Origin of the sequence: Streptomyces sp. NPDC097595, from assembly GCF_044761525.1 — a bacterium.
Classification (GTDB): domain Bacteria; phylum Actinomycetota; class Actinomycetes; order Streptomycetales; family Streptomycetaceae; genus Streptomyces; species Streptomyces drozdowiczii_A.
On record NZ_JBIWCN010000023.1, the window covers coordinates 1 to 19,235 of the forward strand.

A 19,235-nucleotide genomic window follows, 5' to 3' on the forward strand; every position below is an offset into this window, starting at 1 on the left:
CGGACCCTAGACAAGTCCTATCGTCCCAGGTCAGAGGCACTCCTCACCTTTTTGATCACGCTTCGGACAGGCTCGTTCGTGAAAGCGCGAGGCTAGACACCGTCGTGCGGAGGCGGGCGGCTTCGGCTCGGAGGTTGGGTGCGGGGTTGCGGCTGGTGTGCTGGATGCGGGTGATCAGGACGCGGGCGGGCTGGCGAGCGGTGGTGAGTTCGCGCTGGGCGGCGGCTTCCTTGAGGAGCTGGTGGGGTTTGTGGCCGCCGGCTTCGGCGTCGGCGAGGACGGTGGCGAGGGCTGGCCAGGCGGGGTCAGTGAGGATGCGGTCGGCGTGGTCGGGGACGGCCGCCCGGACGTCATGGGCCAGGGTCCGGCTGGCCTGGTCGCTCGGCCGGCGAGCGGCGAGGGTGTCGATGACCGGGACGAGGGCGTGGTCGGCGGCTGTCTGGAGGTGGTGAAGGGTCTGGCGGGCGGCTTCGGCCTGGTGGGCGTGGTTCCTCGCTTCGTGCCAGCGGGCGGCGACGATCGTGGCCCAGACGAGGGCGGCGAAGGCGCTGGCGTCGGGGCCGGTGACGGTGTGGGCGATGTCGCGGGCTGCGCGGCGCAGGGTGTGGGCAGCCTGGGTCTCGGCGCGGATCTGGGAGCGCTGGGAACGGGCGAATGTCCGTGCTGCGGTGCGTAGTTCGGCTCGGGAGTGGTCGGGGGCTTTCTGTGCGGTCGCCTCGATGAGTTCGCCGAGTGCCGTGATGTGGGCCTGGGCGTGGGTGTCGTCGGTCATGTCCTGGTGGAGGGTGTCGAGGGCGTCGGTGGCCTGGTGCCAGGGGGTGGTGGGGCGCTGTCGGCGTGCGGTGGGGTGTTCTTCGGCTGGGGTGGTTTCGAGGCGGGCCTTGAGCTTGGGGAGGGTGAGGTCGGGGGCGATCTTTCCGCCGGGGTGGAAGATCCGCCTGCACGATCTGCGCCACGGCGCGGCCACCCTCATGCTCGCCGCCGACATCGATATCAAGATCGTGTCGGACACCCTCGGGCACAGCGACACCCGCATCACGCGGGACATCTACCAGAGCGTCCTCCCCCACGTCGGCAAGAGTGCCGCCGAGGCCACCGCGAAGCTCGTCCCCCTCCAGCGCAAGGCCGAGGCCGAGAAGGCCGCGCGCAAGGCCGCAAAGAAGGAGAAGGCCAGGAAGGCTGCGGCCAAGGCGGCCGACGTCGGCAAGGGCAGCAAGGGCGGCGGCAAGCCGAAGAGGGACAAGGCAAAAGCTCAGGCCAAGGCAGCCAAGAAGGACACACGCCGCAAGCCCAAGAAGTAGGTCCCCGAGCGGCTCCGCTCACGCACCGCTCACGCAGGCAACACCACGGCAACCCGGCCGTGTGTCCCGCCATGCTCCGAGCAACAGAAAACCCCAGGTCACGGGCTATGTGGCCTGGGGTTCAACTGAGCCGCCTTCGGGATTCGAACCCGAGACCTACGCATTACGAGTGCGTTGCTCTGGCCAACTGAGCTAAGGCGGCGCGCCCTGTTCGCACCATGATGCGATCAGCAGCGACGCCAAGTCTACACAGTTTCCAGGGGTGCTCCGAACCAGCCCGCTTCGGCACCGTTCGCGCAGGTCAGGTGCACTTCTTGCCCCCGGCCGGCGGGGTGCCCTCCAGGAGGTACGTGTTGATCGCCGTGTCGATGCAGTCGCTGCCGCGTCCGTACGCGGTGTGGCCGTCGCCCTCGTAGGTGAGGAGGATGCCCGAGGAGAGCTGGGCCGCCAGGGACCGGGCCCAGGCGTACGGGGTGGCCGGGTCGCGGGTGGTGCCGACGACCACGATGGGGGCGGCGCCCTTCGCCTCGATGCGGTGGGCGGTGCCGGTGGCGCGGACGGGCCAGTGGGCGCAGTTCAGGGCCGCCCAGGCGAAGCCCCTGCCGAAGACCGGGGACGCCTTCTCGAAGGAGGGAAGGGCCTTCTCGACGGCCTTCGCGCCGGTGAAGGCGGGCGGGAGGTCGAGGCAGTTCACCGCGGCGTTGGCGAACATCAGATTGGTGTACTTACCGCTCGGCTCCCGCTCGTAGTAACTGTCGGCCAGGGCCAGCAGCCCGGAGCCGTCGCCCGACTCGGCGCCGGTCAGCGCCGCGCGCAGCTGGGGCCAGGCCGACTCGTCGTACATCGCCGCGATGACGCCCGTCGTGGCGAGCGATTCGCCCAGCTCGCGGGAGTCGCCCGTGGGGATCGGATCCGCGTCCAGGCGGGCGAAGAGCTTCTTCAGGCGGTCCGCCGCGTCGGAGGCGGACGTGCTCCCGAGCGGGCAGTCCTTCTGCCGCACGCAGTCCTTCGCGAACGACTGGAACGCCGTCTCGAACCCCGCCGTCTGCGCCCGGTTCATCTCCACCGACGAGAGCGAGGGGTCCATCGCCCCGTCGAGGACCAGGCGGCCGGTGCGGCCGGGGAACAGCTCCGCGTACGTCGCCCCCAGGAACGTCCCGTACGACGCCCCCACATAGTTCAGCCGCTCGTCGCCGAGCAGGGCGCGCAGCATGTCCATGTCGCGGGCGGTCTCCACGGTCGAGACATGCGGCAGGACCTCGCCCGAGCGCTTCTCGCAGCCGGCGGCGAACTTCTCGAAGGCACCACTCAGCTTCGTGACCTCGGCGGCGTCGTCGGGGGTCTGGTCCACCTGCGTGTACGCGTCCATCTGCGGCCCGGTCAGACACTCGACGGGCTCGCTGCGCGCCACCCCGCGCGGGTCGACGGCCACCATGTCGTAGCGGGCCCGCACCTGGGCGGGGTAGCCGATCCCCGCGTAGCCCTGGAGGTAGCCGATGGCCGATCCGCCGGGGCCGCCCGGGTTGACCAGGAGGGAGCCGATCCGCTTGCCGGGGCCGGTCGCCTTCTTGCGCGAGACGGCGAGCTTGATCCCGTCGCCGTCCGGCTTCGCGTAGTCCAGCGGCGCCTTCATCGTCGTGCACTGGAATCCGCTGACACCGCAGTCCCGCCAGCTGAGGTGCTGCGCGTAGTACGGCTTCAGGCCGGCCGGGACCGCCGAGGGCGACGCGGAGCCCGCACCGGCGGAGGACGTGGCTCCCGACGAGGAGTCTCCGCCGCTGCACCCGGAGACGAGCAGGCCGGCAGTGCCGAGCACGAGGGCAAGAGTGCGGAACGGGCGCCTGGGGTCCATGCCCGGAGCGTAGCCGCAGCCCCGCCGGTCACCCGATTCCTTGCTCTTTCGGGTGATTCGGCGGATGTACGGGAGCGCCGCCTCAGCCCGCGCGCAGCGCCATCGTCATCGCCTCCACCGCCAGCAGCGGCGCCACATTGCGGTCCAGGGCGCGGCGGCAGGCCGATACCGCCTCGATCCGGCGGAGCGTGCGCTCCGGGGTGGACGCGCGGGCGACGCGGTCCAGGGCGTCCTCGGCGTCGGCGTTGGCTATCGCGATCCGCGAGCCGAACTGCAGGGCGAGCACATCGCGGTAAAAGCCGGTCAGCTCGGTGAGCGCCAGGTCGAGGCTGTCGCGCTGGGTGCGGGTCTTGCGGCGCTTCTGCTTGTCCTCCAGCTCCTTCATCACCCCGGCCGTACCGCGCGGCATCCGGCCCCCGGCGGCGGCACCGAGCGCCGCCTTCATGTCCTCGGTCTCCTTCGCGTCGACCTCGTCGGACGCCTGCTTCGCGTCCTCGGTCGCGGTGTCGATCAGCTCCTGCGCCGCCTTGAGGCAGCCCCCGATGTCCTCGACGCGCAGCGGCAGCTTCAGCACCGCGGCCCTCCGCGCCCGGGCCCGCTCGTCCGTGGCGAGGCGGCGCGCCCGGCCGATGTGCCCCTGCGTCGCGCGGGCGGCGGCGGCGGCCCGCTCCGGGTCGATGCCGTCCCGGCGCACCAGCACGTCGGCGACGGCGTCGACCGGCGGCGTCCGCAGGGTGAGGTGGCGGCACCGCGACCGGATCGTCGGCAGCACGTCCTCCAGCGAGGGCGCGCACAGCAGCCACACCGTGCGCGGGGCGGGCTCCTCGACGGCCTTCAGCAGGACGTTGCCCGCGCCCTCGGTGAGGCGGTCGGCGTCCTCCATGACGATGACCTGCCAGCGCCCGACGGCCGGCGAGAGCTGGGCGCGGCGCACCAGCTCGCGGGTCTCCTTCACACCGATGGAGAGCAGGTCGGTGCGGATCACGTCGACGTCCGCGTGCGTACCGATGAGGCTGGTGTGGCAGCCGTCGCAGAATCCGCAGCCCGGCGCCCCGCCCAGCGCGCGGTCCGGGCTCGTGCACTGGAGCGCGGCGGCGAAGGCCCGGGCGGCGGTGGAGCGCCCGGAGCCCGGCGGGCCGGTGAACAGCCAGGCGTGCGTCATCTTCGAGCCGGGCGGCACCGGCTCCCCCGCCGCGTTGGCGGTGACCAGCACATCGGCGTCCCGGGCGGCGGCGCTCAGCTGCTCCTGCACCCGGTCCTGACCGACCAGGTCGTCCCACACGGACATGGGGCACCGCCTTTCCGCTTCGCTCGACGCGTGGCTCCCGTCGCTCCGGTCTCCCATTGTGAGGGACAGGTCTGACACCACGGACGCCGATGGCCCCGCACCCGTGGAGGGCGCGGGGCCATCGGCGTACTTCCGTCGGCGCCGGACGGTCAGCGGCGGGGCCGTCGTCCCCGGCCGCCCGAGGACTCCGGGCCCTCGTCCTCGTAACCGCCGAGCAGCTCGTCGGCCAGGCTGGGCAGGTCGTCCAGCGGGGTCTCCTCCGCCCAGTCGGGCCGGGGGCGCCGGGGCCGCTGCTGCTCCGCGTGCGGATCGGTGATCTGCGGCAGCTCACGGGTGCGCTCGTTTTCGCCCTCCGCCTGCCGCTCGTCCCGGAAGATGCCGCGCGGCACGCGGTCGGCCGGGTCGGCAGCCGGTACGGCCGGCAGGACCGTCGTCTCCTCGGAGTCGTCCGAGAACTTCGGGATCACGGTCGTCTCGTCCTGGTCGGACGGCCAGGGCCCACGGCCCCGGCCGGAACCGGACTCCGGATCCACGGGCGCGGGAACGGGCTGCGTGGTCTCGTTCGGGCTCACGATCGGGGTGGGCACGGTCAGCTCGTTGTCGGGCCCGGCGGGCTTGTCGCCGCTGCCGGAACCGCCGGCCTCCGAGCGCGACGAACCCCCGGAGTCCTGCCGCAGCCGGGACTCCTCCTCCCGGGCGGCCCGGGCACGGGCTTCCTGCCGCGCGGCCAGGGCGCGGGCCTCCTCCTCGCGGGCAGCCCGCTCACGGGCCCGCTCCTCGGCGGCGGCCGCATCGGCCTGGGCCTTCGCCTGGGCCTCCGCTTCCGCCTGGCGGCGGGCGGCCTCGGCCCGGATCAGGGCCTCCTCGGCCTTGCGCTGCTTCTCCAACCGCGCGGCCTCGGCCTCCTTGCGCAGGCGCGTGTCCTCCTCCGCCTGCCGGCGCAGCCGCGCCTGCTCCGCTTCGTACGCCGCCTCTTCGGCCTCGCGGCGCGCGCGCTCGGCCTCGGCGACACGGCGGGCCTCCTCGGCCTGCTGCCGCTCCGCCTCGGCGCGCTGCCGCTCCTCCTCGGCCTTGCGGGCGGCCTCCTCCTCGGCGCGGCGCCTGGCCTCCTCCGCCTGGCGCTCGGCCTCGCGGCGGCGGGCTTCCTCCTCCTCGCGGCGCTTGCGCTCCTCCTCCTCGGCGCGGAGCTTGGCGAGCTGTTCCTGCCGTTCGCGCTCCAGCCGCTCCTCCTCGGCCTTGCGGGCGGCCTCTTCCTCGGCGCGGCGCCTGGCCTCCTCCTCGGCGGCCTTGCGGGCCTCCTCGCGGGCCTTGATCTCGGCCTCGGAGAGCGGCAGGACCTGGTCGAGGCGGTGGCGTACGACGGTGGTGATGGCCTCCGGTCCCTGTGCGGCGTCCACGACGAGGTAGCGCGTCGGGTCGGCGGCGGCCAGGGTCAGGAAGCCGGAACGCACCCGGGCGTGGAACTCGGGCGGCTCGGACTCCAGCCGGTCGGGCGCCTCGGTGAACCGTTCCCTCGCGGTCTCGGGCGCGACGTCCAGGAGGACGGTCAGATGCGGTACGAGGCCACTCGTCGCCCAGCGCGAGATGCGGGCGATCTCGGTGGGGGCCAGATCGCGGCCCGCGCCCTGGTAGGCGACGGACGAGTCGATGTAGCGGTCGGAGATGACGACGGCGCCGCGCTCCAGGGCCGGGCGGACGACCGAGTCGACGTGCTCGGCGCGGTCGGCGGCGTACAGCAGGGCCTCGGCCCGGTTGGAGAGCCCGGCCGACGACACGTCGAGCAGGATGGACCGCAGCCGCTTCCCGATCGGGGTCGCGCCGGGTTCACGGGTGACGACGACCTCGTGGCCCTTGGCCCGGATCCACGCGGCGAGCGCCTCGACCTGGGTGGACTTGCCGGCTCCGTCGCCGCCCTCCAGGGCGATGAAGAAGCCGTTCGCGGCGGGCGCGACGGCCGGGTCGCCGCCGCGCAGCGCCTCGCGCAGATCGCGCCGCAGCGGTACGCCGGTGCGGTCGTCGGTCTTCGCGAGGACGATGACCGCGACGGGCAGCAGCAGGGCGCCGACCAGCATCAGGGTGAACGCGGCGCCGCCGTGCGCGAAGACGAAGTCGCCGATGGTCAGCCGGTGCGTGCCGATGGCCGCGGCGACCAGGGGGCCCCCGACCGCGCCGAGGGCGATGAGGATCCGGACGACGGCCTGGAGGTGCTCGGCGATCCTGGTCCGGCGGGCCTCCTCGGTCTCCTGGTCGACGAGGACATGACCGGTGTTCGCGGCGACGCCCGCCGCGTATCCGGCGAGTACGGCGAGCAGGACGACGGTCGCGGTGTCCGGGACGAGGCCCATCGCCAGGAGGGCGATGCCGGTGACGGCGGTGGCGAACGAGAGCATCCGCCGCCGCGACAGGGCGGGCAGCACCTTCCCCGCCGTACGGATGCCCACACCCGTACCGCCGGTGAGGGCGAGGACCAGCAGGGCGAGGGTGACGGGCCCGCCGCCGAGGTCGCTGGCGTGCAGCACGGCGACGGCGGCCGCGGCCGCGATGGCTCCCGCGACCGCCGCGCAGGTGGCGACGATCAGCGGGATGGAACCGGTGCGGCCCTTGTCGGGGCCGTTCCCCGCGGACGGCCTGCGCAACCCCTCCAGGGGCGAGCGCGGGCGGGGCGTCTGCGTGGCGGGCAGTTGCAGGAAGTACAGGGTGGAGACGGAGGCGGAGAACAGCCCGGCCGCGACGTACGAACCGAGGGCCGCCTGATGGAAGGAGAACCAGTCCAGACCGGAGCCCAGCAGGCGGCCGATCACCGTGGCGACCAGCAGAACGGCCGCGGCGAGGGGAACGGCCGCGAAGTCCGTACGCAGGGACAGCCGGCGCAGTGCGTCGAGGTGGTCCGGCAGCGGCCGCACCGCGGCGCCCTCGATCGGCGGGGCGGGCAGCAGCGCGGGCGCCGCGCTCTCCTTGGCGACGGTCCAGAGCCGCTCGGCCACCCCGGCCACGAAGACGGTGACCAGGATCATCGTCAGCGCGTTGGCGGGCGTCCAGTCGATCCACAGGGGCGCGACGACGAGCAGCAGGAGCCGCACCCCGTCGGCCCCGATCATCAGCCACCGCCGGTCGACCGGCCCGCCCGGCGCCGTGAGCGACGTCAACGGCCCCAGAAGTACGGCTCCGAAGAGCAGGGTGGAAATGATCCGGGCCCCGAACACGGCGGCGACGGCAAAGGCCGCCCCCCGGTATCCGGTCCCGAATGAGCCCTCGAGAACCGCCGCTTGCAGCGACAGCAGCACCAGCACGAGAAGGGCGAGTGCGTCGCCGGTACCGCCGACGAGCTGTGCGCTCCACAACCGCTTCAGCGGAGGAACACGCAACAGGGCTCGTACGGCGCGCTCGCGTGAGTCTGCGGCAAGTGCGTCGGAGGTGGGGCTCACGACCGTAGGCTGCTCGGCTCGCGTCATCCGCCCAGCCTAACGGGACACCCACATCCCCCGTGCCCCCACCCGAACAAACACCCAAGCCGCACGATCCAGCCCCGCCGGCGTTTGAGGCGCGGGGCCCGGGGCAGAGCCCCGAAACCCACCCCGCCGCACGATCCAGCCCCGCCGGCGTTTGAGGCGCGGGGCCCGGGGCAGAGCCCCGGTTTCGGGAAGGGGCGGGTAGGGGAACACCCCCGCCCCAGGCGCCCCGCCCCGCCTACTCCTCCGCAGCGGCCTTCTTGGCGACAGCCTTCTTCGCCGGCGCCTTCTTGGCCGTCGTCTTCTTCGTGGCCGCCGCCTTCTTCGTAGCCGCAGCCTTCTTCGCCGGCGCCTTCTTGGCCGCAGCCTTCTTGACCGTCTTCTTCTTCGCCGGCCCCTTGGCCCGCTTCTCCGCCAGCAGCTCGAACCCCCGCTCCGGCGTGATGTCCTCGACACTGTCCCCGGTACGCAGCGTCGCGTTCGTCTCCCCGTCGGTGACGTAAGGACCGAACCGCCCGTCCTTCACCACGACCGGAGACCCGCTCACCGGATCGGTGCCCAGCTCCTTCAGCGGCGGCTTCGCCGCGGCCCGCCCCCGCTGCTTCGGCTGCGCGTAGATCGCCAGCGCCTCGTCGAGCGTGATGTCGAAGATCTGGTCCTCCGACGTCAGCGACCGCGAATCCGTGCCCTTCTTCAGGTACGGCCCGTAGCGCCCGTTCTGCGCCGTGATCTCGACGCCTTCGGCGTCCACGCCGACCACCCGCGGCAGCGACATCAGCTTGAGCGCCTCGGCCAGCGTCACCGTGTCGATCGACATCGACTTGAACAGCGAGGCCGTCCGCGGCTTCACCGCGTTCTTGCCGGTCTTCGGCGTGCCCTCGGGCAGCACCTCGGTGACGTACGGCCCGTAACGGCCGTCCTTGGCGATGATCTGGTTCCCGCTGACCGGGTCCGCGCCGAGCTCGAAGTCGCCGCTCGGCTTGGCCAGCAGCTCCTCCGCGTACTCGACGGACAGCTCGTCGGGCGCCAGGTCCTCGGGGACGTCCGCGCGCTGGTGGCCCTCGGAGTCCTTCTCGCCGCGCTCGATGTACGGGCCGTAGCGGCCGACGCGAAGCTTGATGTCGTTGCCGACGGGGAACGACGAGATCTCCCGCGCGTCGATCGCCCCGAGGTCGGTGACGAGCTCCTTGAGCCCGCCGAGGTGGTCGCCGTCGCCGTTGCCCGCGTCGGAGGCCGCCCCCGCACCGGCCGCGTCGTCGCCCTCCTGCGTACCGAAGTAGAACCGCTTCAGCCACGGCACGGACTGGGCCTCGCCACGGGCGATGCGGTCGAGGTCGTCCTCCATGCGGGCCGTGAAGTCGTAGTCGACGAGCCGGCCGAAGTGCTTCTCCAGCAGATTGACCACGGCGAACGAGAGGAACGACGGCACCAGGGCCGTGCCCTTCTTGAACACATAGCCGCGGTCGAGGATCGTCCCGATGATCGAGGCGTACGTCGACGGCCGGCCGATCTCGCGCTCTTCGAGCTCCTTGACCAGCGACGCCTCGGTGTACCGGGCGGGCGGCTTCGTCGCGTGGCCGTCGACCGAGATCTCGTCGGCGGACAGCGCGTCGCCCTCGGTGACCTGCGGCAGCCGCCGCTCGCGGTCGTCCAGCTCGGCGTTCGGGTCGTCGGCGCCCTCGACGTACGCCTTCATGAAGCCGTGGAAGGTGATCGTCTTGCCGGACGCGGAGAACTCGGCGTCGCGCCCGTCGCTCGCCCGGCCGCCGATCTTGACGGTGACCGAGTTACCGGTCGCGTCCTTCATCTGGGAGGCGACGGTCCGCTTCCAGATCAGCTCGTACAGCCGGAACTGGTCACCGGTGAGGCCGGTCTCGGCAGGCGTGCGGAAGCGGTCGCCGGAGGGGCGGATCGCCTCGTGCGCCTCCTGCGCGTTCTTGACCTTGCCGGCGTACGTACGCGGCTTCTCGGGCAGGTAGTTCGCCCCGTACAACTGCGTGACCTGCGCCCGGGCCGCGGAGATCGCGGTGTCCGAGAGGGTCGTGGAGTCGGTACGCATATAGGTGATGAAGCCGTTCTCGTACAGCTTCTGCGCGACCTGCATGGTGGCCTTCGCCCCGAAGCCCAGCTTCCGGCTCGCCTCCTGCTGGAGGGTCGTCGTACGGAAGGGCGCGTACGGGGAGCGGCGGTACGGCTTCGACTCGACGGACCGCACGGCGAACGAGGAGTCCGCGAGCGCGGCGGCCAGGGCCCGGGCGTTCGCCTCGTCCAGGTGCAGCGTCTGGCCGGAGGCGGACTTCAGCTGTCCGTCCGCACCGAAGTCGCGGCCCTGGGCGATGCGGCGCCCGTCGACGGCGCTGAGCCGGGCCGTGAACGTCGAGGGGTCGGAGGCGTCCCCGCCCCGCCCGGTGGCGAAGGTTCCGGTCAGGTCCCAGTACTCGGCGGAGCGGAAGGCGATGCGCTCGCGCTCCCGCTCGACGACGAGCCGGGTGGCGACGGACTGGACGCGGCCCGCCGAGAGCTTCGGCATGACCTTCTTCCACAGGACCGGCGAGACCTCGTAGCCGTAGAGGCGGTCGAGGATGCGGCGGGTCTCCTGGGCGTCGACCATGCGCTGGTTCAGCTCGCGCGGGTTGGCGACGGCGGCGCGGATCGCGTCCTTGGTGATCTCGTGGAAGACCATCCGGTGGACGGGGACCTTGGGCCGCAGGACTTCCTGGAGGTGCCACGCGATGGCTTCGCCCTCGCGGTCCTCATCGGTGGCGAGGAAGAGTTCGTCGGACTCGGCCAGCAGCTGCTTCAGCTTCCTGACCTGGGCCTTCTTGTCAGCATTGACGACGTAGATCGGCTCGAAGTCGTTCTCGACGTCGACGCCGAGACGGCGCACCTCGCCGGTGTACTCGTCGGGCACCTCGGCGGCGCCGTTCGGGAGGTCGCGGATGTGCCCGACGCTCGCCTCGACCACGTATCCGGGGCCGAGATAGCCCTTGATCGTCTTCGCCTTGGCAGGGGACTCGACGATGACGAGTCGGCGGCCGCCCTGTGCGGTCTCGCTGGTCGGGGACAACTTCGCTCTTCTCTCCGGTCGACGCTCGGTGGGCATCCGGGGCAGCGCGAGGGCGCTGCCGACAGTGCTGTCGCTGCGGAGTGTGACGGTACAGCCCGCCCCCGTGTCAAACGGCAAAAGCCCGCAACGGCCACTCGAACGGTAACCCGACTTCCGCCATTCCTGCCGCCCGGCCCGCTCGGTCCGCCGCGCGCACGGCCACGGCCTGCGGGTTTCGGCACGGTCCGGACCGCCCTGCGGGTGCGGGGTCCGGGGGACACGCGGCCCGGGCGTGTTTCCGGCCTCACCACCGGGTCCCCGACCGGCCCGGCCGCGTACGCCTGGCGCCCGGGCGCACTCATACGCGACCGAAGCACCACACCCCGAGGACGAGGAAAAGTACGCCGAACACGGTGGCGAGTGCGGTGGAGACCCGGGGGCGCACCCCGTATGCCACCGGCGCGCGGTGCAGCACACGCGCCCCCGTCCACAGCAGCAGCGCCGCGCCGAACAGTGCGAACGTCGTTCCGGCGAGAACAGCGGGCCCGCTCTCCATTCCGTACGCCTCCCTCTTCCCCTGCCACATCTCGGATACGCGGGGAGGCTCCCACCGCGGAGCGTCGCGGACGCCAACACGGGGTGAACAGCAGGACCCGTCACATCACGTCGAGCGTGGCGCGCCGCCTGCTCCCCCGTTCGAACAGGGCGAGCAGTACGACGGCGAGAAGGGCGTAGCCGGCGCCGGTCAGCAGTTCCGCGGCGATGCCCCGGCCGTCGAGCCCGGCCCCGGCGGACAACTGACGCGCCGCGTCGGCGGCGTGAGTCAGCGGCAGTACGTCCCCGACGGCCCGCATCCAGCCCGGCAGGGTCTCCCGCGGCACGTTCGCACCGGTCAGGAGCAGGAGTACGGAAGCGGCCACGTTCGATACGAGGAAGACGTCCCGGAACCGCAGCCCCAGCGCCCCCAGCGCCAGGCCGAACGCGGAACATCCGGCAGCGGCGGCGAGCAGGACCGCACCGAGCCCCGGCAGAGCCCCAAGCGGAATGCGCAGACCGAGCAGGAGACAGGCGGCGGAGAGCGTGAAGACGCTGATGACGAGACCGTTCAGCACATACGGGAGGGCCCGGCCGAACCAGAGCGGAGCGCGGTCGCGGGGGCTGAGCAGGACCGCGCCGAGCGTTCCGAAACGCCGCTCGTTGGCGATGGCCATCGTGCCGCCGTACACACAGGCTGTGGATGAGGAGATCACGGCGTTGCCGAGCAGGTAGAAGCGGTCGTCGGCGACGCCCAGCTGCCGTCCCAGGAAGACGAAGAAGAGGAGTTGCAGCAGCGGGCCGACGAGCAGGGTGCCGATGAACATGGGCGGTGTCGTCCAGTTGAAGAGCGCCCGGTACGAGAGGGCGCCGCCGATCACCACGAGCCTGACCGAGGAAACGATCCGGCGGTGGAGGCCGGGTGCGGAACCGGAATCCGCGTGAGGGGTACGGGCGGACATGCGGGCAACTCCTGGGGGCGGGGCGGAAGGGGGTGCGGGGCGCGGGTCCGGGTCGGGCGGCGCGCCAGGTCAGGCGAGGGCGAGGGTCGCGGCGGCCCGCGCACGCTGTTCGACGCGTCCCAGCACCAGGACGGCGAGCAGCGCGTAGAGCGCCCCGAGTCCGAGGGCGGCGCCCATCGGGACCAGCACCTCGGCCGCGCCGGCCCCGCCGGAGGTCGCCGCGTGCACCGCGCGCGAGCCCCAGGTGGTGGGCAGCGCCCAGGAGACCGGACGCGTCCAGTCCGGCAGCACGGTGATGGGCACGAGCATCCCGGAGAGCAGCCACACGGGGGCGTCCAGCGGGTTGGCCAGGGCGTTCGCGTTGCGCAGCAGGACGAAGGTGGCGGCGAGCAGCAGCCCCATCATCCCGAGCGAGAGGACGCAGACCGGGACGGCGGCCAGGAAGAGCACCGGATGCGCGAAGTCCAGCGGCACGTCGAAGAGCACGGCGCCCCAGAGCACCGTCGCGCCCATGGCGTAGGTGCCGATGACGGCGGTGGCCAGGGTGATGGGCAGCAGGACGAGGGCGAGCGGGGTGGGCGAGGCGACGAGCGTCTCCAGGGTGCCCAGCCAGCGCTGGTTCTGCACGGCCCCGCCGGATCCGAAGAGGACCGAGGACCAGATGCCCATCAGCCCGGCTCCGACGGCCGCGGTCAGCAGCCGGTCGGGGTCGTCGGCGGCGCGGAAGAGGTAGACGGAGAGCGTCGCGTAGACCAGGGGCACGAGGACGGCGAAGGTGATCTCCAGCGGCGAACGGCTCATGTACGACACGTGTGTCCGCACACCGACGGCGGTCAGGCGCAGGGCCCGGGCGGGCGTCATGCGACGACCTCGCCGTCGAGGTGGCGGTCCGCTTCGGTGCCGGGGGCCGGCTCGGCGGGGCCCGGCTCGGCGGGGCCCGGCTCGGCGGGGCCCGGCTCGGCGGGGCCCGGCTCGGCGGGGCCCGGCTCGGTCGGTGCGGGCTCTGCGCGCGATGGCCCGTCCGTCTCCTCCACGATCGCGATGTAGGCGTCCTCCAGCGTGGGTTCCCGGGTGACGACCCGTCCGACGCGGACCCCGTCGAGCGCCGCCAGGACCTGTCCGTGCAGGTCGGCGCCGTGCTCCGTCTGCACGATGACGGCCTGTCGGCTGCCCCGGTCCTCGGCGGCCACGCCGTGCACACCGGCCACGGCGCGGATGCGTTCGAGGTGGTCCTCGCCCGCCCCGTACGCCTCGATCTCCAGGATGCCGCGTTCCTGGACGCGGGACTTGAGCCGGTCCGGGGTGCCGAGCGCCCTGATCGTGCCGCCCGCGATGACGGCGATCCGGTCGCACAGCTCGTCGGCCTCCGCCATGTAATGCGTGGTCAGCAGCACCGTGGTGCCACCGGCGCGAAGGTCGGCGACAGTGCGGCGGAGGTCGCGCGCCGCCACCGGGTCCACGCCGATGGAGGGTTCGTCGAGGAACAGGACGTCGGGGCTGTGCAGCAGGCCGCGCGCGATGTGCAGCCGCTGCCGCATGCCCCGCGAGTACCCCTCGACGCGCTCCTTCTCGCGCCCGGCGAGGCCGACCAGGTCGAGGAGTCCGGCGATCCGCCGCTTCTGGTCCCGGGGCTCGACCCCGTACAGCTCGGCGAAGTAGCGCAGGTTGTCGAGGGCGGACAGCCGGTCGTACAGGCCCCGGTCGCCGCCGAAGACGTAACCGATCCGGCGGCGTACGGCGACCGGGTCGGACGCCACGTCGTGCCCCAGCACCCGGGCCGTGCCGGAGGTGGGCAGCAGCAGGGTGTTGAGCATCTTGATGGTGGTGGTCTTGCCCGCGCCGTTCGGCCCGAGGAGCCCGAAGAGCTCACCGCGCGCCACCTCGAAGGTGATCCCCCGCACGGCTTCGGTCTCGGTGCGGCGCGGACGCAGGAAGCCGGTCCGGCTGGTGTAGGTGCGGCACAGGTTCTTCGCCTCGATCGCAAGCATGGCCCGGACGCTAGGTCCGCCGCCGGCGCCCTGCCATCGATTCGGAACCCCCCGAATCGTCCGCGCTTCCCTTACGAGACCGCGCGCAGAACGTCCTCCCCCGAGAGCAGCGCGAGGAGGGCGCGGCCGGTGTCGGTGAGCTGGTAGTAGACGCTGCGGCCTATGCGGTGCCGGGTGACGACGTCGGCCTCGGCGAGGGCCGACAGATGCTCGGAGACCGTGCTCGGGGCGAGCCCCAGCCGGTCGGCTATCCCGGCGGTGGTGAGGGGTCCGCCGAGCTGGCGCAGCACGGAGGCCCGGCCCCGGCCGAGCAGCAGCCCGAGCCGGTCGCCGCTGTCGGCGCGCTCCGCCGGCCGCTCGCGCAGGGCGCCCGCGCCGCGCGCCTGGAAGGACACGGTCAGGACCTCGGGGTCGTCGGTGGAGTAGAGCCGGCAGCCCTCCGCGAAGACGAGGGGCACGAGCAGAAGCCGCCGTTCGCCGGCCCGGTACTCGGCGTCGATGTGCTTCGTCAGCTCCAGGACCGGCGGCTGCCACTTGGCCCGGCTCTCCAAGCCGGTGAAGAGCGCGTCGATGCCCTCGGTGGCGAAAGTCCGCGCCCGGATGAGCACTTCGTCCTCGACCAGACGGCGCATGACGGGCCAGTGGACGGCCATCGCGCCCTCCCAGTACGCCGCGTACGCATCGGCGAGCGCCGCGCACGCGCCTTCGGGATCGGCGAGATAGGGGCGTACGTACGGATGGTCCTCAAGCCCCGCGTAGTGCTCGGCGATCCCCGCCCGTACGACATCGGCCGGGGTGGTCCGCACGGCTTCCAGCTCCATCTCGACGGCGGTGGCCCCGACCGGCCGGGGCAGCATGAAGTCGGGGAACTGGTGGGGGCCGTCGATCAGCAGCCGGAGCGCATGCGTCCGTTCGTCCTCGCGCAGCACCTCGCGGGCCCGCACCACCCACTCCTCGTACGGGCGGGAGGGGTGGCGGTGCGGCATCGCGAGGTGGAGGCCGCAGAAGGCGTCCCACAGCGGGCTGATCGCGATGCGGGTCGCGCCGAGCGACGTCTCGTCCAGCTCGATCCGGATCATCCGGTCACCGCCCGCCCGGGGGCAGCGGCTCCAGGAAGCCCTCCTCGACCAGCAGCCGGATGGCCTGCGGGGTGCGGTCCCGGAGCAGCACCGGGTCCTCGTTCATCAGCTGGGCGATGGCGTCGAGGATGCGCCCGGCGGGCAGCGAGCCGTCGCAGACCCCGGCGAACCCGGCGCCGACCGCGTCGACCTTGGTGGCCCGGCGCATGCCGCGGTTCTGACGGAGCACCACATGCTCGGGGTCCTCCGCCCCGGGCATCCCCACCTGCTCCTGCACCACCTCGGCGGCCAGGGTGAAGTGGGCGGCGAGGAGCGCGGCGTCGTCCTGCTCGCGCAGATAGTCCTGGCGGGCGAAGTGCGCCTCGACGGCGGGGCCGAGCGGCTGCTCCACCGCGTGCGGCCACTCCTCGATCACGACGGAGGGGCTCCCGGCGGCGGCCGCGGCGGACTTCCGCAGGGTGATCCAGCCGAAGCCGACGCCCTTGGTCCGCCGCGCCTCGAACTCGTCCAGCCAGGCGTCGTACCGCGCCTCGTACTCCGCCGGGTCCGTGCGGTGGTCGCCGCTGTCGCGCAGCCACAGCTCCGCGTACTGCGTGACGTCCTGCACCTCGCGCTGCACGATCCAGGCGTCGCACCCCTCCGGGACCCAGGTGCGCAGCCGGTCCTGCCACTCCTCGTCCTCGGTGTGCTCCCAGTTGGCCAGGAAGTGCGCGAAGCCGCCCTCGTTGAGCCGGTCGCCGGTCTGCCGCACCAGGGTCCGGCACAGGTCGTCACCGGCCATCCCCCCGTCGCGGTAGGTGAGCCGAGCGCCCGGGGAGATGACGAACGGCGGGTTGGAGACGATCAGGTCGAAGGTCTCGGCACCGACCGGCTCGTACAGCGAGCCCTCGCGCAGGTCCGCCGGGGCGGCGCCGGACAGGGCGAGGGTGAGCCGGGTGAAGGCGAGGGCGCGCGGATTGAGGTCGGTCGCCGTGACCCTGGTGGCGTGCTGCGCGGCATGCAGCGCCTGGATGCCGGAGCCCGTACCGACGTCGAGTGCGGAGCCGACGGGCTTGCGGACGGTGATCCCGGCCAGGGTGGTGGAGGCCCCGCCGATGCCGAGGACGACGCCCTTCTCGCGCGAGCCGATCCCGCCGGCGCCGCCGACCGCGCAGCCGAGGTCGGAGACGATGAACCAGTCCTCGCCGGCAGGCCCGCCGTACGGCCGCACATCGACGGTCGCCCGTACCTCGCCGGCCGTCTCGGTCAGCCAGCCGTCCGCCACGCACTCCTTCAGCGGGAGCACGGCCGCCGCCCGCTCGACGGGCACGGGCCGCTGGAGGAGGAAGAGGCGCACCAGCGTGTCGAGCGGCGTGTCACCACGCGTCGCCCGCAACGCCGGAACCGTCTCGCTGCGCGCCAGCGCGGCGTAGGCGGGCGCGCCGAGCAGGTCGAGGAGCCCGTCGGCCGTGAAGGCGGCCGCGAGCAGGGCCTCGCGGAGCCGGTGCGCGTGGTCCGCCGCGGGAAGGTCTGCTGCGAAAAGGCTGGTCTTACTCACGTGCTCCATTGTGACGGCTCCCACTGACAACGGCAGCGGCCCGGCCACCGCACCGGGTATCCCCGGGGTGGCCGGGCCGCTCACCCGGTTTCCGTCCGCTCTCCGCGGGCCGTGACGCCGGCCGCCCGGTTACGCCTTCTTGCTGGCGGACGCGGAGGGAGACGCTTCCTTCGACGGCTCGGTCGAAGGCTTGGCGGAGGGCTCGGAGTCGTCCGAAGCGCCGCCCGAGGGGGACGGCGAAGCGGTCGGCTTCTGGCAGCCCTCCTGCTTGGCCATCGCGGAACCGACATCGCCGGACTGGAGCTTCTGCAGGGCCTGGTCACCGCTGGTACTGATCTTGTTCAGCTCCTCCGCGACGCCCTTGAGGCCGTCGGCGAACTTGCCCTGGTCCTTCGTCTCCAGGTCGTCGACCTTGTCCTGGAGCTTGGCGTAGGCCGCGGAGGAGGCGTTGAGCTCCTTCACGGCCTCCTTCTGCGTGGTCTCGCCGTCGTCCACCGGCGGCGGACCCGCCGAATCGACGGCCGAGCCCAGCGCCTTGTACGCCTGCGAGATCTGCTGGAAGGCTGCGGAGTCGGTCTTCTGGACGTCCGCGGGCTTGCTGTTGTCGGAGGTCTGCTGCTGGATGGACGCGTTGGCGTTCGCGATCTTCTGCAGCTGCGGCTGAACCTGGTCGCAGACCTTCTTCGCCCAGTCGTTCACCTTGTCGTCGCTGTCGTCGCTGCAGCCCGACAGTGCCAGTACGAGTACCGCACCGCCGGACAGCGCGGCTGCAAGCTTCTTGTTCACCGGTTTGGTCCCTTCCAAGGCTCTCGGCCCCGGAACTTACACGCCGAACGCCCTCCATCCGGGTGTCAGGCGTCCGATAGGCAGGCTTTTGCAGCCATTTGCACCAAGGGAAATGAGGGATACGCAACTCACCCGGACAGCCCCCACCGAGGGGAACAGGCGAACGATTCCCCACTCGCACGAGAGGTCGACCAGCCAGACGCGACGTCAGAAGCTCTGAGTGAGAAGAGAACTGACCGCGCATCGCTCGCGACGCGCGGTGGCACCGCTCAGGGAAGGACGGCGACCGGCGTCTTCGGCCAGTTCATCCGGATGACTCCGCCCTCCGCACCGGACCTGACCTCCACGTCGTCCACGAGGCCGCTGATGACCGCGAGGCCCATCTCGTCCTCGTCGTCCGCATCGGGCTCGGGCTCATCGAGCCCTCCGCCGCGTCGCCCGGAGGCACCACCGGGAACGGAGCCGTCGGCGCCGGGGCCCGGCACCTCGTCCCCGACCTCGATGGCGAAGGTCTTCTCCTCCTCGATCAGGCGGACCGTCACGGGAGCGGTGACGCCGTGGCTGCGGTGCAGGCCGACGGCGCGGCTGCACGCCTCGCCCACGGCGAGGCGGACCTCGTCGAGCACGGCCTCGTCGACTCCGGCCCTGCGCGCCACGGCCGCCGCCACGAGACGGGCGGTCCTGACGTGTTCGGGCTGGGCGCTGAAGCGGAGTTCAACGGTGGCCATGCGATCCCCCTCGAACGTACGTATGTGCATGCCGGGGGCAGGCCGCACGGCCCGAAGCCCCGGCTCCCTCTGCGGACCCTGGCTCCCGGCGCCGAGCGGACTCTCCCGGACGGATCGGGCGGCTGACGGATACGGCTGACAAATAAATCGGCCACGGACCGCCGACCGGGTGATCCCGGCATCCCGGGCCCACCCACCGGCCACGGCGGGACAAACACTGCCGCCCCGGCGGGCTCCCGGGGGAGCCGCCGCGGGCCGGCCGCCGCCGGACCGGCACGAGCCGGACCGGCGCCGGACCGGATGTCAGTCGGTGGCCGCGACGGCCTCGTCGACCGTGGTGTGGATCGGGAACACCTTGGTCAGACCGGTGATCCGGAAAATCTTAAGAATGCGCTCCTGGTTGCACACCAGGCGCAGCGAGCCCTCATGGGCCCGCACCCGCTTCAGGCCGCCCACGAGCACGCCGAGGCCGGTGGAGTCGAGGAAGTCGACGCCTTCCATGTCGACAACCAGGTGGTAGCTGCCGTCATTCACCAACTCGACCAACTGCTCGCGCAGCTTGGGCGCGGTATACACATCAATCTCGCCACCGACCTCGACGACCGTACGGTCGCCACCAGGGCCGGACACATTGCGAGTCGACAAGGACAGGTCCACGGATCCTCCAGCACCTTGCTATCGAGCG

13 protein-coding genes, 1 tRNA gene and 2 pseudogenes are annotated in these 19,235 nt (G+C 72.4%); 1 reads left to right on the forward strand and 15 read right to left on the reverse strand.

Annotated elements, in window-relative coordinates; translation table 11 throughout:
* Positions 1-55: 55 nt before the first annotated feature.
* Positions 56-937: pseudogene (locus tag ACIQZN_RS29315) on the reverse strand (mobilization protein); the annotation flags it as partial.
* Between ACIQZN_RS29315 and ACIQZN_RS29320 the strand changes: the two are divergent.
* Positions 933-1,301 (forward strand): annotated as a pseudogene (locus ACIQZN_RS29320) (tyrosine-type recombinase/integrase); the annotation flags it as partial. The pseudogenes ACIQZN_RS29315 and ACIQZN_RS29320 sit on opposite strands and share 5 nt — an antisense overlap.
* Positions 1,302-1,429: 128 nt before the next feature.
* On the opposite strand, the gene ACIQZN_RS29325 reads toward ACIQZN_RS29320, so the two are convergent.
* The 14 genes from ACIQZN_RS29325 to ACIQZN_RS29390 all read right to left on the reverse strand — a co-directional run bounded on the left by ACIQZN_RS29325 (position 1,430) and on the right by ACIQZN_RS29390 (position 19,207).
* A tRNA-Thr gene (locus tag ACIQZN_RS29325) sits at positions 1,430-1,503 on the reverse strand.
* Between the two features lie 99 nt (positions 1,504-1,602).
* Positions 1,603-3,153, reverse strand: coding sequence for an alpha/beta hydrolase (locus ACIQZN_RS29330; protein ID WP_404000112.1), 1,551 nt, complete (start codon positions 3,151-3,153; stop codon positions 1,603-1,605).
* An 82-nt stretch (positions 3,154-3,235) separates the two neighbouring features.
* Positions 3,236-4,441, reverse strand: a complete 1,206-nt coding sequence (locus ACIQZN_RS29335; RefSeq protein WP_404000115.1) for a DNA polymerase III subunit delta' — start codon at positions 4,439-4,441, stop codon at positions 3,236-3,238.
* A 149-nt stretch (positions 4,442-4,590) separates the two neighbouring features.
* Positions 4,591-7,893, reverse strand: coding sequence for a dTMP kinase (gene tmk / locus ACIQZN_RS29340; protein ID WP_404000117.1), 3,303 nt, complete (start codon positions 7,891-7,893; stop codon positions 4,591-4,593).
* 235 nt (positions 7,894-8,128) lie between these two features.
* Positions 8,129-10,957 carry a type I DNA topoisomerase gene (topA, locus tag ACIQZN_RS29345; RefSeq protein WP_404000120.1) on the reverse strand — a complete coding sequence of 943 codons (2,829 nt, stop codon included), beginning with the start codon at positions 10,955-10,957 and terminating at the stop codon, positions 8,129-8,131.
* Between the two features lie 337 nt (positions 10,958-11,294).
* Entirely contained in the window at positions 11,295-11,492 is a 198-nt protein-coding gene (locus ACIQZN_RS29350) for a hypothetical protein (protein WP_404000122.1), read from the reverse strand.
* A gap of 100 nt (positions 11,493-11,592) precedes the next feature.
* A complete protein-coding gene (locus ACIQZN_RS29355; protein WP_404000125.1) occupies positions 11,593-12,432 on the reverse strand; it encodes an ABC transporter permease in 840 nt (279 codons plus the stop codon).
* Between the two features lie 69 nt (positions 12,433-12,501).
* Complete coding sequence (locus ACIQZN_RS29360; RefSeq protein WP_404000128.1) at positions 12,502-13,293, reverse strand: ABC transporter permease; 792 nt, start codon at positions 13,291-13,293, stop codon at positions 12,502-12,504.
* Positions 13,290-14,420, reverse strand: a complete 1,131-nt coding sequence (locus tag ACIQZN_RS29365) for an ATP-binding cassette domain-containing protein (RefSeq protein ID WP_404000131.1) — start codon at positions 14,418-14,420, stop codon at positions 13,290-13,292. The genes ACIQZN_RS29360 and ACIQZN_RS29365 overlap by 4 nt, the downstream gene beginning before the upstream one ends.
* A 71-nt stretch (positions 14,421-14,491) precedes the next feature.
* The gene (locus tag ACIQZN_RS29370) at positions 14,492-15,499 is read right to left on the reverse strand and encodes a winged helix-turn-helix domain-containing protein (RefSeq protein ID WP_404000133.1); all 1,008 of its coding nucleotides are present in this window, start codon (positions 15,497-15,499) and stop codon (positions 14,492-14,494) included.
* 4 nt (positions 15,500-15,503) lie between these two features.
* Positions 15,504-17,045: a methyltransferase gene (locus ACIQZN_RS29375; protein WP_404000136.1), complete on the reverse strand. Its 1,542-nt coding sequence runs from the start codon at positions 17,043-17,045 to the stop codon at positions 15,504-15,506.
* Positions 17,046-17,165: 120 nt separating this feature from the next.
* On the reverse strand, positions 17,166-17,822 hold the full coding sequence (locus tag ACIQZN_RS29380; RefSeq protein ID WP_404000139.1) for a small secreted protein: 657 nt from the start codon (positions 17,820-17,822) through the stop codon (positions 17,166-17,168).
* 269 nt (positions 17,823-18,091) lie between these two features.
* Complete coding sequence (locus ACIQZN_RS29385) at positions 18,092-18,550, reverse strand: ATP-binding protein (protein WP_404000141.1); 459 nt, start codon at positions 18,548-18,550, stop codon at positions 18,092-18,094.
* Between the two features lie 303 nt (positions 18,551-18,853).
* Positions 18,854-19,207 carry an STAS domain-containing protein gene (locus ACIQZN_RS29390; RefSeq protein ID WP_003967428.1) on the reverse strand — a complete coding sequence of 118 codons (354 nt, stop codon included), beginning with the start codon at positions 19,205-19,207 and terminating at the stop codon, positions 18,854-18,856.
* Positions 19,208-19,235: the final 28 nt, after the last annotated feature.